Origin of the sequence: Mesorhizobium helmanticense, from assembly GCF_003034915.1 — a bacterium.
Classification (GTDB): domain Bacteria; phylum Pseudomonadota; class Alphaproteobacteria; order Rhizobiales; family Rhizobiaceae; genus Mesorhizobium; species Mesorhizobium helmanticense.
Window position 1 is genome coordinate 70729 of record NZ_PZJX01000005.1, and the last position, 14904, is coordinate 85632.

The 14904-nt window shown below is 61.9% G+C and carries 15 protein-coding genes; 10 read left to right on the top strand and 5 right to left on the bottom strand.

Going from position 1 to position 14904, the window contains the following annotated elements:
• Nucleotides 1-154 precede the first annotated feature (154 nt).
• From C9427_RS02680 to C9427_RS02695, 4 genes are all read left to right on the top strand, one after another.
• Entirely contained in the window at nucleotides 155-1558 is a 1404-nt protein-coding gene (locus tag C9427_RS02680) for an L-serine ammonia-lyase (protein ID WP_107647666.1), read from the top strand.
• Nucleotides 1559-1632: 74 nt separating this feature from the next.
• Nucleotides 1633-2070: a DUF1489 family protein gene (locus C9427_RS02685; protein ID WP_107647667.1), complete on the top strand. Its 438-nt coding sequence runs from the start codon at nucleotides 1633-1635 to the stop codon at nucleotides 2068-2070.
• Between the two features lie 102 nt (nucleotides 2071-2172).
• The gene (locus tag C9427_RS02690) at nucleotides 2173-2904 is read left to right on the top strand and encodes a VWA domain-containing protein (protein WP_167434222.1); all 732 of its coding nucleotides are present in this window, start codon (nucleotides 2173-2175) and stop codon (nucleotides 2902-2904) included.
• Nucleotides 2904-3602 carry a DnaJ domain-containing protein gene (locus C9427_RS02695; protein WP_107647669.1) on the top strand — a complete coding sequence of 233 codons (699 nt, stop codon included), beginning with the start codon at nucleotides 2904-2906 and terminating at the stop codon, nucleotides 3600-3602. Before C9427_RS02690 ends, C9427_RS02695 begins: the two co-directional genes overlap by 1 nt.
• 45 nt (nucleotides 3603-3647) lie before the next feature.
• On the opposite strand, the gene C9427_RS02700 is transcribed toward C9427_RS02695, so the two are convergent.
• A complete protein-coding gene (locus C9427_RS02700; protein WP_107647670.1) occupies nucleotides 3648-5033 on the bottom strand; it encodes a D-alanyl-D-alanine carboxypeptidase in 1386 nt (461 codons plus the stop codon).
• 309 nt (nucleotides 5034-5342) lie between these two features.
• On the opposite strand from C9427_RS02700, the gene C9427_RS02705 reads away from it, so the two are divergent.
• The 4 genes from C9427_RS02705 (at nucleotide 5343) to C9427_RS02720 (ending at nucleotide 9434) form a co-directional block, all read left to right on the top strand.
• Nucleotides 5343-5672 (top strand): phasin family protein, encoded by a 330-nt coding sequence (locus C9427_RS02705; protein WP_107647671.1) that lies wholly within the window; start codon nucleotides 5343-5345, stop codon nucleotides 5670-5672.
• A gap of 274 nt (nucleotides 5673-5946) precedes the next feature.
• Nucleotides 5947-6273: an ATP-dependent Clp protease adapter ClpS gene (clpS, locus tag C9427_RS02710; RefSeq protein WP_167434233.1), complete on the top strand. Its 327-nt coding sequence runs from the start codon at nucleotides 5947-5949 to the stop codon at nucleotides 6271-6273.
• A gap of 6 nt (nucleotides 6274-6279) precedes the next feature.
• Nucleotides 6280-8748, top strand: coding sequence for an ATP-dependent Clp protease ATP-binding subunit ClpA (clpA, locus tag C9427_RS02715; protein WP_107647673.1), 2469 nt, complete (start codon nucleotides 6280-6282; stop codon nucleotides 8746-8748).
• A gap of 59 nt (nucleotides 8749-8807) precedes the next feature.
• Complete coding sequence (locus C9427_RS02720) at nucleotides 8808-9434, top strand: chloramphenicol phosphotransferase CPT family protein (protein WP_107647674.1); 627 nt, start codon at nucleotides 8808-8810, stop codon at nucleotides 9432-9434.
• Nucleotides 9435-9452: 18 nt separating this feature from the next.
• On the opposite strand, the gene C9427_RS02725 is transcribed toward C9427_RS02720, so the two are convergent.
• The 4 genes from C9427_RS02725 to C9427_RS02740 form a co-directional block, all read right to left on the bottom strand.
• On the bottom strand, nucleotides 9453-9884 hold the full coding sequence (locus C9427_RS02725) for an HIT family protein (RefSeq protein WP_107647675.1): 432 nt from the start codon (nucleotides 9882-9884) through the stop codon (nucleotides 9453-9455).
• A gap of 132 nt (nucleotides 9885-10016) precedes the next feature.
• Complete coding sequence (locus C9427_RS02730; RefSeq protein WP_107647676.1) at nucleotides 10017-11231, bottom strand: GNAT family N-acetyltransferase; 1215 nt, start codon at nucleotides 11229-11231, stop codon at nucleotides 10017-10019.
• Nucleotides 11232-11272: 41 nt separating this feature from the next.
• Nucleotides 11273-12001: a glycerophosphodiester phosphodiesterase gene (locus C9427_RS02735; RefSeq protein WP_107647779.1), complete on the bottom strand. Its 729-nt coding sequence runs from the start codon at nucleotides 11999-12001 to the stop codon at nucleotides 11273-11275.
• A 5-nt stretch (nucleotides 12002-12006) separates the two neighbouring features.
• Nucleotides 12007-12471, bottom strand: coding sequence for a RidA family protein (locus C9427_RS02740; RefSeq protein ID WP_107647677.1), 465 nt, complete (start codon nucleotides 12469-12471; stop codon nucleotides 12007-12009).
• A gap of 138 nt (nucleotides 12472-12609) precedes the next feature.
• On the opposite strand from C9427_RS02740, the gene C9427_RS02745 reads away from it, so the two are divergent.
• Both C9427_RS02745 and C9427_RS02750 read left to right on the top strand, forming a co-directional pair.
• The gene (locus C9427_RS02745; RefSeq protein ID WP_107647678.1) at nucleotides 12610-13437 is read left to right on the top strand and encodes a cell envelope integrity EipB family protein; all 828 of its coding nucleotides are present in this window, start codon (nucleotides 12610-12612) and stop codon (nucleotides 13435-13437) included.
• Between the two features lie 100 nt (nucleotides 13438-13537).
• Nucleotides 13538-14872, top strand: coding sequence for a lysophospholipid acyltransferase family protein (locus C9427_RS02750; RefSeq protein WP_107647679.1), 1335 nt, complete (start codon nucleotides 13538-13540; stop codon nucleotides 14870-14872).
• The last annotated feature ends 32 nt before the right edge of the window (nucleotides 14873-14904 follow it).

Sequence of the window (14904 nt, forward strand, 5' to 3'; positions counted from 1 at the left end):
TTTTACCACAGCCGGAGGGGTCGCTTCGATGGCAGAACGCAGTCATGTCGCTGGCGGAGCAAACAAGGTCGGCAGGCGCTGCGCCGCGATTTTCAAAAGAGCGGAAACATCATGAGAATTCCTATATGTGGAATGATCACGGAGACAGTGCCGCGTGTTCCTTTCGGTTTTCGACCTGTTCAAGATCGGCATCGGCCCATCAAGCTCGCACACGATGGGGCCGATGACAGCGGCGCGGCGGTTTCTCGACGAAGTCGCGGGAGACGACTGGCCGCGTCCGGCCGGCGCCAGGGTCGATCGCATCGCAGCCAGCCTGCACGGCTCGCTCGCCTACACTGGTATCGGCCATGGGTCCGACCGCGCGGTGGTGCTTGGTCTTGCCGGTGAGACGCCGCAGACCATCGATCCCGACCAGGCCGACGGCATTGTCGCCGGCATCGCCGCCGAGAAGCGGATTTCGCCGCCCGGCCATCCATCCTATCGCTTTAACCCGGCCACGGACCTGGTGCTGGATCGCAAGACGCCGCTCACCGGCCACGCCAACGGCATGGCCTTCTCGGCCTATGACGCCGACGGCCGGCTGCTGCTCAGGCGCATTTATTATTCGATCGGCGGTGGCTTCGTGGTTTCCGAGGAAGAGCTGCAGCGGATGAAGGCCAAGGGCTCGGTGACGACGGAAGGCAAGAAGGTTCCCTACCCATTCAAGAACGCGGTCGAGATGTTGTCCATGGCGGCGAAAAACGGCCTTTCCATCGCCGACATGAAGCGCGTCAACGAGGAAACGCAGATGTCGCGCGAAGAGCTCGACGCTGGGCTCGACGGCATCTGGAGCGCCATGAAGGGTTGTATCGATCGTGGCCTGTCGCAGGACGGCATCATGCCGGGCGGGCTCAAGGTGCGCCGTCGAGCGCGGCAATTGCACGACAAGCTGCAGGAGCAGTGGCAGCAGAACCGGCCCAATCCCTTGCTCGCCAATGACTGGCTGTCGATCTACGCCATGGCGGTCAACGAGGAGAACGCCGCTGGCGGGCGCGTCGTCACCGCGCCGACCAATGGCGCTGCCGGAACGCTGCCCGCGGTGCTGCGCTACTGGCTGCATTTCCACCCCGAGGCCGATCAGCCGAGCATCCGCGATTTCCTGCTGACGGCTGCGGCGGTCGGCGGCATCATCAAGACCAATGCCTCGATCTCGGGCGCCGAGGTCGGCTGCCAGGGCGAGGTCGGTTCAGCCTCGGCAATGGCGGCGGCGGGTCTGTGCGCCGTCATGGGCGGCACGCCCGAGCAGGTCGAGAACGCGGCCGAGATCGCGCTTGAACATCATCTCGGCATGACCTGCGATCCGGTCGGCGGGCTGGTGCAGGTGCCATGCATCGAGCGCAATGCGCTGGGCGCGGTCAAGGCGGTGACCGCTGCTTCACTGGCCATCAAGGGCGACGGCATTCATTTCGTGCCGCTCGATGCCGCCATCGAGACCATGCGCCAGACCGGCCTCGACATGAACGAGAAATACAAGGAAACCAGCCTTGGCGGGTTGGCCGTCAACGTGGTGGAGTGCTGAGCCAAAAACCTGGCACTGTGGAGAAAGTCGACCAGGCCGTTGACGGCTTCGCGTGCCGGACTAAACCTTAATCCATGTCTCTCAATCTCGTAAAGCTCTGTGTCGGCTGCGACAGCGTCGAGGATCTCGAAGAGTGGATCGCGTTTCGCCTTGAGGAAAAACGGCGCGCCGGCGAACCTGCCGAGCACTACCACACCACCCGCATGGTGCCGACGCGCGGCGCCGAAATCACCGATGGTGGGTCGCTTTATTGGGTGGTCAAAGGCAATGTCCAGTGCCGTCAGTTGATCACTGAAATCCGGCCCTTCACCGACGACGAGGGTATTGGCCGTTGTCATCTCATGCTCGACCCGGAAGTTGTGCGCACCGACTGGCAGCCGCGCCGCGCCTTTCAGGGCTGGCGTTACCTGAAACCGGCCGATGCACCGGCCGATCTCGGCAAGGGCATGGCCGGGCTCTTCGAGATACCGCCGAAACTTAGGCGCGAGCTTGCCGACCTCGGCCTGCTCTGAGCGAAGGCGCCAAGTCCGAGGCCGATTGTCTTGATTGCTGGCCCTCCAAGTCTCATCATGTTGGACTTGCAAGCGGCGCGGCAACGCCACATCTTGAATCGCATGAGCGACAAGAAGCAGCCCGTGCCCGCGAGGGTCGATCCTGGGCCGGTCAAGTCTCAATCGAGCACCGGCGAAATCGACGCCTTTGTCCGCCAAGCGAGGACGCTTGCCGCGTCCGCGACTGGTTCGGGCAGGTTGATCCTTTCGCTCGACGCCACAATGAGCCGCCAGCCCACCTGGGATCTCGCCTGTGCGCTGCAGGGCGAGATGTTCGACGCTGTCGGCAAGGCCGGGGCGCTCAAGGTTCAACTGGTCTATTTTCGCGGTCTGGGCGAGTGTCGTTCATCCGCATTCGTGACCAATACGGACGCGCTGAAGCAACTGATGACGCGGATAGAATGCCGTGCCGGCCATACCCAGATCGGCAAGGTGCTTGCCCATGCGCTGAAACAGACGGCTGCCTCAAAAGTCAATGCGCTGGTCTATATCGGCGACGCCATGGAAGAAAATGTCGACGACCTTGCCGCCAAAGCCGGCAGCCTCGGCCTGCATGGCGTTCCCGTCTTCGTCTTTCAGGAGGGTCATGATTCCGGCGCGGAAAAGGCCTTCAAGGAGATCGCGCGGCTGTCCAAAGGGGCATGGTTCCGATTTGATCGGCGGGCCGCCGCGACCTTGGCCAGCCTGCTTTCGGCGGTCGCCGTGTTTGCGACCGGAGGGCTGACGGCACTGGAAGCCAGGGGCAGGCCGGAAGACCGGCTGATGATCGAGCATCTGCGGGGCGGCAGGAAATAATGGGCGCGATTATCGCATTGGTAGCATTGCTTTTGGTGCTTCTCGGCGCGGCTATGATCTTCCTGCGCGCCGACCCGGCGAAACTCGCAAGCGGGATGAGGACGGTTGGGCCCATCCTGCTGGCGCTGGTCGGGGTTGCCGTGCTTCTGGTCGGACGTCAAGGCATTGGCGGTTTGATCCTGTCGGCGGCGCTCGCCTGGTACGGATCCATGCGGATGAAACGGCCGCCAACGAAGTTGTCGCCGGGCAAGCACTCGACAGTGCGCACCGCTGCACTCGAAATGGAACTCGACCACGATACCGGCAGCCTGGAAGGCCTCGTTTTGGCCGGCCGCCATGAAGGCAAGATGCTCGGCGCCATGGCGCTTGCCGAATTGCAGCAGCTTTACCGCGAACTTCCCGGCGACCCGGAGAGCCGCCAATTGCTAGAGACGTATCTTGACAGCAGATTTCCCGTCTGGCGCAAAGACGCTGAGGCGAATGGTGGCGACGGGCTGGGTGTTGCGCCAGGTGCGGGCGCCATGACTAAGGAGGAGGCCTACAAGATCCTTGGTCTTGAAGCGGGGGCCGCCGCGGCGGATGTCCGCAAGGCGCACCGCCGCCTGATGCAGCGCCTGCACCCCGATATCGGTGGCACGTCTTTCCTTGCGGCGCGGATCAACGAAGCCAAGGATGTCTTGCTCTCCAATCACAACTAGTCTCCTTCGACGCAGAATTTCCCGGGAGGCGTTTTTCCACACCGCCTATTGCTGGACGGCGTAGCACTCGATCTTCTTTTTCTTCAGGGCGCTGCAGGCTTTCCAGGCGGCGTTCTTCGAACCGAAGCCGCCAAACCTGGCGCGGTAGTAGGTGACGCCATCCTTGTCGAAAGCGACGGTGAAACCGGACGCGTCGGCGAGGACCGAGGGGGCCTGCTTCGTCGTCTTGTCGAGGAAAGCCTGGGCTTCGGACCGTTTTGGCGAAGAAGCGACCTGTATTGCCCAGCCCGAGGGCACCGATGCGGTATTGACGGGATCGACCGCCTCCGCGTCGCCATAGGCCGCGGCAACCCGGGCCGTCGCCACATCGTCCGCTGTGGCCACGGCCACGGTCTTGACCTTTCTGGTCTGGACGACGGGAGTGGTCTCCTCGACGACGGGCGCGTTTTCCTCAACGAGAGCGGCAACCGCATCATTGTCCGGCTTTTCGTCCGGCGTCGGCGCGTCGTGCTTGGGCAAAAACACCTTGGCCAGTGCCGTGATCGGATTGCCGCCGCCAGCCTTGGCGATCAGCACGCCGCTGCCGCGCGACGACGCCTTCGGCATGTAGGCGTTGATCAAACCGGCCATCTGGTTGTCACGGCTGCCGCCCGATTTCCCGCCCATGACCACCGCCACGATGCGGCGATCGCCATCGGAGACCGAGGAGACAAGATTGAAACCGGAGGCCCGCGTGTAACCCGTCTTGATACCGTCGACGCCCTTGATGCGGCCGAGCAGCCGGTTATGGCCGTTGATGCGCTTGCGGCCATACAGGAAAGAGCGCTGCGAGAAATAGCCGTAATACTGGGGAAAATGCTCTCTTAGCGCGATGCCGAGCATCGCCATGTCGCGCGCGGTCGTGAACTGACCGGGGTCCGGCAAACCGTTGGCATTGCGGAAAACGGTCGACTTCATGCCCAGCGCCCGGGCCTTGGCCGTCATCATACGGGCGAAATTGGCTTCATTGCCGCCGAGGAGCTCGCCGAGCGCCGTTGCCGAGTCGTTTGCCGACTTGGTCACCATCGACAGGATCGCGGTCTCGACCGTGACCACCCCGCCGGGCCGGACGCCGAGTTTCGTCGGCGGTTCGGCCGCGGCACGTGCCGAGAAAACGACTCGAGAATTCTTGGCGATCTTGCCCTTCGCCATCGCCTCGAAGGTCAGGTAAAGCGTCATCATCTTGGTGAGCGAGGCAGGATAGCGCCGGCCGTCGGCATCCGAGGAATAAAGCACCTTGCCGGTCTTGGCGTCGATGACGATGGCGGCCGACCTGGCTGCCTGCGACGAAGCGGCCTCGGCAACGACCAGTGTCATCGCCAAAGCGAGGATCACGATCGTTTTCAAAGAGGACGCGGATTTGGAAAGAATGCCCGACAACGCCTGACGCACCGATAATTCCTTTGAATTTTTTGTTGCCCTGGAGGCGGCAAAGGGTCCCTGCCTCACTTCCAGCCACGCTAACGCGGTCAGCGTTACCAATCCGTTTATGGTAACCGCCGCGTTCACCATTTTCTTCGGGATTGAGCTTCTCTTTATTCGAATGTTAGCCACTGCCGGCGTGGCGGGGGTCACCGATTTAGGCTAAACCTTGACTTTTGTGCAGCGCACAATATATTGACGTGCATTGCACAACGTGGCCGGATAGGCGCCCAGTTCGGGACGGCGCGTCAAAGGCCGTCATCAAAGGGAAAGCGTGAAATGGCCCAGACCTATGAAGATTTCAGCAAATATGGCAAAGAGTTTGCCGACACCGGCTTGAAGAGCTTTGCGTCCCTTTCCAAGGGCGCGCAGGCCATTGCCACTGAAGCGGGCGAATATACCAAGAAGAGCTTCGAAGCCGGCAGCGCCGCGGTCGAGAAAATCTTTTCGGCCAAGTCGCTGGAGAAGGCGATCGAAATCCAGTCCGACTACGCCAAGCAGTCCTACGAATCCTTCGTCACCGAGGCGACAAAGATCGGCGATCTCTACGCCGAACTCGCCAAGGAAGCCTACAAGCCGTTCGAATCGATCGTCGCAAAGGCGAAGTAATTTGTCTGTATGATGTGAAGACGGCCCCGAGCCTGTAAGACAGACCCGGTCGCGGAAGCGCGGCCGGGTTTTTTCATGGCAATTTCAAATCAGGGGCTCCGCCGGCTTCACGATTGCGAAAATCCGTCAAGTTTGGCCACCTAGCCATATTGTCAGCTAAACAGAAGGGCTTAAAATCGTCCATCGAACACCTACATGTCGAACTCGCATGGGGATTCGAAAAAGGCAGGACTACGTGACGATCGGTTTGACTGCCACGAGAGACGTGGCGCGCATGCAAAACGGCAGCGGCGGCAATGAGGCCGGTCGCGGCACCGCCGTCATCACGCGCACCAAAACCAAGACCAAGAAGCCCAGCCTTTACCGGGTCCTCATCCTCAACGACGACTACACACCCATGGAATTCGTGGTTCACGTGCTGGAGCGTTTTTTCCAGAAGGACCGTGAAGCCGCCACACGCATCATGCTTCATGTTCACAATCATGGAGTGGGCGAGTGCGGGGTCTATACATTCGAGGTGGCCGAGACCAAAGTGTCTCAGGTCATGGATTTCGCCCGACAGAATCAGCATCCGCTGCAATGCGTGATGGAGAAGAAGTGAGGTAACATGCCGGCTTTCTCCCAAGGCCTGGAAAAGGCGCTTCACCAAGCGCTGACGCTCGCCAATGAGCGGCACCATGAATACGCAACCCTTGAACATTTGCTGCTCGCGCTCATCGACGACACCGAGGCGGCCGCCGTCATGCGTGCCTGCAATGTCGATCTCGACGATCTGAAGCATACGGTGCTGACCTATATCGACACCGAGCTCGACAATCTCGTTACGGGTTACGACGAGGACTCCAAGCCGACCGCCGGTTTCCAGCGCGTCATCCAGCGTGCAGTGATCCATGTGCAGTCGTCCGGCCGCGAGGAAGTGTCGGGCGCCAATGTGCTCGTTGCCATCTTCGCCGAGCGCGAGAGCCATGCCGCCTATTTCCTGCAGGAACAGCAGATGACCCGCTACGACGCGGTCAACTACATCTCGCACGGCATCGCCAAGCGCCCCGGCGCTTCGGAAGCGCGGACGCCGCGCGGCGCCGACGACGAGCAGGGTGGCCAGAACGGCGCCGAGCCGCAGGAAGAAAACGGCAAGAAGAAGCAGCAGCAGGACGCGCTGACCGCCTATTGCGTCAACCTCAACAACAAGGCCAAGGCCGGCAAGATCGATCCGCTGATCGGCCGCGAGAGCGAGATCAACCGCACCATCCAGGTGCTGTGCCGCCGTTCCAAGAACAACCCGCTCTATGTCGGCGACCCCGGCGTCGGCAAGACGGCGATCGCGGAAGGCCTTGCCAAGCGCATCGTCGAGGGCGATGTGCCGGAAGTGCTGCTCAACGCCACCATCTTTGCGCTCGACATGGGCACGTTGCTGGCCGGCACCCGCTACCGCGGCGATTTCGAGGAGCGGCTGAAGCAGGTCGTCAAGGAGCTCGAGGACTATCCCGGCGCGGTGCTGTTTATCGACGAAATCCACACCGTGATCGGGGCAGGGGCCACATCGGGCGGCGCCATGGACGCGTCGAACCTGTTGAAGCCGGCGCTGTCGTCCGGCGCGATCCGCTGCATCGGCTCGACCACCTACAAGGAGTTCCGCCAGTTCTTCGAGAAGGACCGCGCTCTGGTGCGGCGCTTCCAGAAGATCGACGTCAACGAGCCGACCATCGAGGATGCCATCGAGATCATGAAGGGCCTGAAGCCCTATTTCGAGGAGTTCCACAAGGTCCGCTACACGAGCGAGGCGATCAAGGCTTCGGTTGAATTGTCGGCGCGCTACATCAATGACCGCAAGTTGCCGGACAAGGCGATCGACGTGATCGACGAGACCGGCGCCTCGCAGATGCTGGTGCCGGAGGCCAAGCGCAAGAAGACCATCGGCATCAAGGAGATCGAGGCGACGATCGCGACCATGGCCCGCATTCCGCCCAAGACGGTTTCGGCCGACGACGAGAAGGTGCTGCAGGGCCTCGACGTCGAGTTGAAGCGTGTCGTCTACGGTCAGGACACCGCGATCACCGCGCTGACCTCCGCGATCAAGCTGGCGCGCGCCGGCCTGCGCGAACCGGAAAAGCCGATCGGCTCCTACCTGTTCTCGGGCCCGACCGGCGTCGGCAAGACCGAAGTGGCAAAGCAGCTCGCTGCCTCGCTTGGCGTCGAGCTGATCCGTTTCGACATGTCGGAATATATGGAGCGTCACACCGTCTCGCGGCTGATCGGCGCACCTCCCGGCTATGTCGGCTTCGACCAGGGCGGCCTGCTGACCGACGGCGTCGACCAGCATCCGCATTGCGTGCTGTTGCTGGACGAGGTCGAGAAAGCGCATCCTGACCTGTTCAACATCCTGTTGCAGGTCATGGACCACGGCAAGCTGACCGATCACAACGGCAAGCAGATCGACTTCCGCAATGTCATCCTGATCATGACCACCAACGCCGGTGCGTCGGATGCGCAGCGCGCGGCGATCGGCTTTGGCTCGACCAAGCGCGAAGGCGACGATGTCGAGGCGATCAATCGGCTGTTCACGCCGGAATTCCGCAACCGTCTCGATGCGATCATCCCGTTCGGCTCGTTGCCGGTGCCGGTTATCCATCAGGTGGTGCAGAAGTTCGTCATGCAGCTCGAGGCCCAGCTTTCCGAACGCGGCGTCACCTTCGACCTGTCGCCGGACGCGATCGCCTGGCTGGCCGACAAGGGCTATGACGAGCGCATGGGCGCAAGGCCGCTCGGCCGCGTCATCCAGGAGCACATCAAGAAGCCGCTGGCCGACGAGGTGCTGTTCGGCAAGCTCAAGAAGGGCGGCACGGTGCGCGTCACCGTCGAGAAGAAGGAGACCGGCGAGACCGGCCTGAAGCTCGAATCGCTGGCCGACGAGGCGCCGGTCAAGCCGAAGAAGGAAGATCTGGACGATGCGCCCAAGGCCAAGAAAGCCGTAGCGAAGAAGCCCGCCGCGAAAAAGGCCGTGGCGCAGAAGCCGGAGGCCAAGGGCAAGGATGGCGGCAAGCGCAGCCTGGTGCCGCAACTGCCCCGCAAGGGCTGACAAGCTCTGGAGTCAGAAAAGCCCCGGCAACGGGGCTTTTTTGTTGGGAGGGAGGCCGCGTGCAGATCGGGCAAATCATCATTCTGAACGGTGCGCCGCGATCGGGAAAGTCGAGCATTGTCCAGGCAATCCAGGAGACGTTCGATGGCGTCTGGATGAACCTTGGCGTCGATACCTTCGCGCAGATCACGCCGCCCAAGTTTCGTCCGGGCATTGGCCTGCGCCCCGGCGGGGAGCGCCCCGATCTTGAAATGCATGTGCCTCGATTCTATGCCGCGCTCTATGAATCGATTGCCGCCCACAGCCGGTCGAGCCTGAATGTCATCGCCGATCTCGGTCATCACGATGCTTATTCGAAGCCGCTCAACATCCTGGCCGATTGCGCCGGTCGGCTCGCCGGCCTGCCGGTTCTTTTCGTAGGCGTTCGCTGTCCGATCGAGGTGATTCTTGAACGGCGCGCGCGGAGCGCGGCGGACGAGGGCTATGTGACCGGCTCCAGCGACGATCCGATGCCGCGGCCCGTGCGCCTGTGGCAGGATGAGGTACACCGGCCGGGCATCTACGACCTGGAGGTCGATACGTCGCTGCTAAGCCCGCAGCAGTGCGCCGAGGCGATCAGGCGGCGGCTTGACCACGGCCCGCGGCCGACCGCTTTTCGAAGCCTGGCACAATCGCAAGTCGGCTGAAGCCCGCCTGCGACTGGATCAATTGCTTAGCGCTGCCCGTATCTTACCGGCGTTTTCAGCCAGGATTTCCGGCTTTTCCATCTGTCCGCTGTGCGGCTTCAGCGGGACACCCTCGAAGCGCGGAATGATATGGACATGCAAGTGGTAGACGGTCTGGCCCGATGCCGGCTCGTTGAACTGCATGACGGTGACGCCATCGGCGCCGAAGGTTTTTTTGACAGCACGCGCCACTTTCTGGACGATCGCAAAAAGCGGGCCGAGTGTTGTCGGATCGGCGTCAAGCAGGTTGCGCGAAGGCGCCTTCGGCACGACGAGCGTATGGCCCGGCCCTTGCGGCATCACATCCATGAAGGCCAAGACCGCGTCATCTTCGTAGACGCGGTGCGACGGGATTTCGCCGCGCAGGATTTTTGCGAAGATATTGTTGCTGTCATAGGTGGCGTCCGCCATGGCCTGTGCTCCGGATTGTGCCTCGCTGTCTCGTGTAGCGAAGCCATTCTGGACCGGCAAGACAATCGGGCAAGATCGACCATGCCCGCTTCGATCAGCGCCGCATCCTTGGTGGAGGACGCTGGGCGGCTGCTACTCCTCGAGATCCTTGCGGAACGGGGTATGCTCTTCGAGATAGTCGCCCATCCGCTCCACTTCGCGCCGCTCGCGCCTGAGATAGTCGGCCACCGCGTTGCGCAGGCCAGGATGGGCGATGTAGTGCGCCGAATGCATGGTCACCGGCCTGTAGCCGCGTGCCAGCTTGTGTTCGCCTTGCGCGCCCGCCTCGACCACTTTCAGCTTGCGCTCGATGGCGAAGTCGATCGCCTGATGGTAGCAGACCTCGAAATGCAGGAAGGGGTGGTCCTCGACACAGCCCCAGTTGCGGCCGTAAAGCGCGTCCGAGCCGATGAAATTGATGGCGCCGGCAATGTAGCGTCCGTTGCGCCTGGCCATCACCAGCAGGATGTCGTCGGCCATGCGCTCGCCGATCATCGAGAAGAACTCGCGGCTGAGATAGGGCCGTCCCCACTTCCTGCTGCCGGTGTCCACGTAGAACGCAAAAAAGTCGTCCCAGACTTTTTCAGTCAAATCCTTGCCGGTCAGCCAGTCGATCGAGATGCCGTGAGCGAGCGACTCGCGCCGTTCCTTCTTCATCGCCTTGCGCTTGCGCGAAGCCAGCGTGGCGAGAAAATCGTCATAGGTCGAAAAGCCTTCATTGAAGAAGTGAAACTGCTGGTCGGTGCGGTGTAGGAAACCCGCTGCCTCCAGCGTCTCGACGTCTTTCTCCTGGGCGAAGGTGACATGGGCCGAAGACACGCCGAGCTTTTCCGTCACCGCCTTCATGCCAGCAGCCAGCCCGGCCTTCACGGTGCCGCTGTCCTCACCCTTGCGGACCAGCAGGCGAGGGCCGGTGACGGGCGTAAACGGCACCGCGCATTGCAGCTTGGGATAATAGCGCCCGCCGGCGCGCTCGAACGCGTCCGACCAGCCATGGTCGAACACATATTCGCCCTGGCTGTGCGATTTCAGATAGCAGGGCACGGCGCCGAGCAACCTGCCTTGCGCCGTCTCCAGCCTGAGGTGATGACCTTGCCAGCCGGTGCGCCGGACGGCACAACCGGAGTCTTCGAGCGCGCTCAGAAAAGCGAACGAAACAAGGGGGTTGTAGCCATTTTCTTTATCGCCGCGCGCAGTGCCGCCGAGGCCGTCCCATTCAGCGCGGGTGAAGGCGCCGATACCGGCGGCGACGCGGATCGAATACTGTTCATTCGCCGTTTGCCCGTCGCATTCATCACCCTGATCCATGAGGCTAATTTAAGCGCCAAAGTGGGCCATGCAAGCCCGCTTCAGGCCACCTTCACGTGATCGGGCTCGAAGCCTTCGAACGTCATCTGGTCGGCATATCTGAAGGTGAGCTCCACTGCGGGCTGGTCGAGCACGGTCCAGGTGATGACAGGCATTTTGAGCTTCTCACGCACGAAGGAGACGAACCGGTTCGGCAGGTCGCCGGCGGCATAGGAGGTGAAAGCGAGACCGTGCGCCAGCATGGCGAAATGCGCCTCGATCAACTTGACGTCCTTGCCATAAGCGGTCAGCCCGCCTGGGATGCCGGGCGCATGTTTCGAAAAATCGCGGATCAACCAGTGGTCGAACGACATGATCGCCACCTTGCCCTTGTAGGGCTTGAGCATCTTGCCGACGCTTTCGACCAGGCCTTCATCATGGCCGGGAACGCCTTTGAGCTCGACGACCATGGGCACGCGGCCACCGACCAGATCGAGCGCCTGCTGCAACGTCGGCAGATGGTCCGAAGTGCCGCCGACCCTGAGCGCCGTCAGTTCAGCCGCCGTGCGCTGCCAGACGAAGCCGTCCTGGCCGGTCAGCCGCTTGAGGTCGTCGTCATGGATGATGACGGGAACGCGATCCGACGACAAATGCACATCGCATTCGATCGCATAGCCGCGCTCGGCCGCGGCGGCGAAAGCGGAAAGCGTGTTCTCCCAGCGCTTCTTGTTCATGTCGTGAAAGCCGCGATGGGCAACGGGCCGGGCGGTCAGCCAGGAAATGTCGGTCATCTTATTCACTCGACTTCAAAGATCGCTTCGATTTCCACTGCGGCATTGAGCGGCAGGGAAGCGGTGCCGACGGCGGAGCGGGCATGTTTGCCGCGATCGCCGAGGACGGCGACCAGAAAATCCGAAGCGCCGTTGGCCACCAAATGCTGTTCGACAAAATCCGGCACTGAGGCAACGAAGACAGTAATCTTCACCAGCCGGTGGATTTTATCGAGGTCGCCGAGGGCAGCCTTGGCCTGCGCCAATACGTTGATCGCGCAATATTTTGCCGCTTCCTTGCCGCTTGCGGTGTCGACCTCGCGGCCGAGCAGACCGCTCGCCTGCAGCTTGCCTTCCCTGAGGGGCAACTGCCCGGCGGTGAAGAGCAGATTGCCTGACCTGCAATAGGGCACATAGTTGGCGGCGGGCGCCGCGGCGACCGGAAGCGTCACGCCGAGATCGTTTAGCCGCTTTTCGATTGTTTCACTCATGGTATTTCCCTATTGCTTGATGTCGACGCGCTGGCCGGGCCGAAATTGCTATTTTTGCCTCGCTTCCGCCATGACTTTTTTTAAGCTGGACCATCTTTCCCTGCGGCCTGCCATTGGCCGCGATGATCGGAGCCCCTCATGCGCGCAACGCGCCTTGCATTCCATGCTGTTCTGCTGGCGGCGCTTTTCGCGGCGGCTCCTGCTTTGGCCGTCCCGGCGCTGCAGGCGCACCGCGCCGTTTACGACATCACCCTGGACAAGGCGTCGGATCGTTCCGGCATCACCGGCATTTCCGGCCGCATGGTCTACGAGTTCAATGGCTCGCCCTGCGAAGGCTACACGGTGAAGTTCCGCATGGTCACCCAGATCGTCACCGGCGACAACACGCGGCTGACAGATCAGCAGACGACGACCTTCGAGGACGCCGAAGGCAAGACCTTTTCGTTCGTGACGAAATCCTTCGTCGACCAGAACCTCGACAAGGAGGTCAAGGGCACCGCGACGAAGGAGACGAAGGGCCTCAAGGTCGATATGGACAAGCCGGAGAAGAACAGCATCGAACTGGCTGCCACCCAATTCCCGACCCAGCACCTGGTCGAACTGATCGGCAAGGCCGAAAAGGGCGAGAACTTCTACGAAACCAATCTGTTCGACGGCTCGGAAGACGCCGACAAGGTGATGGCCACCACCGTCGTGGTCGGCAAGAAAACCGATGCCGACAAGGCCGATCCGGAAGCGCCGGCGCTGGCCAGGCTCGCGACCGACAAATATTGGCCGGTCGACATCGCCTATTTCGACGACACCGACAAGTCGGGCGAGGAAGTGCCGGAATATCGGATCAGCTTCAAGCTGCTCGAGAACGGCATCACGCGCGACATGGTCATGGACTATGGCGAATTCTCGATGACCGGCAAGCTGGTCAACCTGTCGCTGTTCGATCAGTCGAAGCCTTGCCCGACGAAATAGTGCCTCTGCTTAATCACGACGCGTGCTGCCGCACCCAATGACTTGAACGCGCCGCAATTGCGTTTCACCCTTTCCCCAGCATCTACCTTGGGGGATCAGGTTGAGCAGAATCGATGTGTTCGTGGCGCCGAAGCCCAGTCCGGCGCTGATCAAGATCATGACTTTCGTCAACCGGATTGTCATGCTGCACGGCATTCCCGGCTTGCGTGACCTGCTGCCCTTCAACCGCCTGGCCGTGTTGCACGGCGTCGCCAATGTCCGCCACATCGATTTTCCCGATGACGACCGGCGGCGGTTGGAGGACTGCTGCGGCACAGGCAAGGCGACATTCATCACACCCAATCATCCGGAGTTCTTCACCGACTGGATGATCGACAAGGAGATCGTCTCGCAGGTCAGCCCGCTCGCGGCATCCTGGGCCACGCATGGCGTCGTCAACGGCCTCGGCCGGATCATGCAGAAATTCTGGCTGGCCAACAATCTGATCGCCCAGATCCCCGGCAACAGCGGAGCGGCCAAGGAGCATTCGGTCGCCTGGGCGCTGAAAGGGCATGGCGTGCTCCTGCATCCCGAGGGCGGCGTCGGCTGGCATGCCAATGTCGCCGCCCCCTTGCTGCCCGGGGCCATCGAGATGGGGTTCGAAGCGCTCAAGCGCGGTCACGCAACCGATGGGGATTTCAAGGCTTGGATCGCGCCGGTCGTCTGGAAGCTGGCTTTCACCGGGAATGTCGAGCCGGCGTTGGCGCAGGAATGCGGCTATGTCGAGAAAAGCCTGAAAATCGAACGCCATGCCACCGATACGCTGGCGGAACGCGTCCACCATATCTATGCAACGCTGTTGTCGCGCGATGAGAGCGCCTGCGACATGATGCCTGACGCGCAGGGCTCCTATGCCGCGCGCCAGAAGCGATTGCTGATCGAATTAAGCCGGCGGCTTGGGAAACTCATTCCAGTCGAGTCCGGCGCTCCGGTCGATTCCGGTGCCCCAATCCAATCCGACACCAATGAGATCGCCGAGCTTTTGCGCCGGTCGCGCCGCTGGCTTCGGGAAGGGGCAGGCGATCCTGAAGAGCAGAGGCGGGTGCGGGCGCTGGCCGACACCATCCAGCGTATCCAGCGTGTCGGGCCGTGGGCATGGTCCAGTCCGCGCATCACGCAGGAGGAGATCGCAGAGCATCTGAAGCGCATCCGCAACGACTATTGCAAAGGCACGCTGCGCGACACGATCAACCGCTTCGTGCCGCAGCCGGCCGGGCCGCGTCGCGCCCATATCCGCGCGCCGGAGCCGCTGGGATTACATGCCTGGCAGGGCTCGGCCGACGAGGCGCTTGCCGAATTGCACCGCCGCATGCAGGACGCTATCACAACAATCGTCGGCCAGGTCGAGGCCGGCGGCGGCTTCATTTTCCATCCGAATCCCTTCTATCATCGCTGATGCCGCAACCTTGGCGTGACGCATCGGCCCGA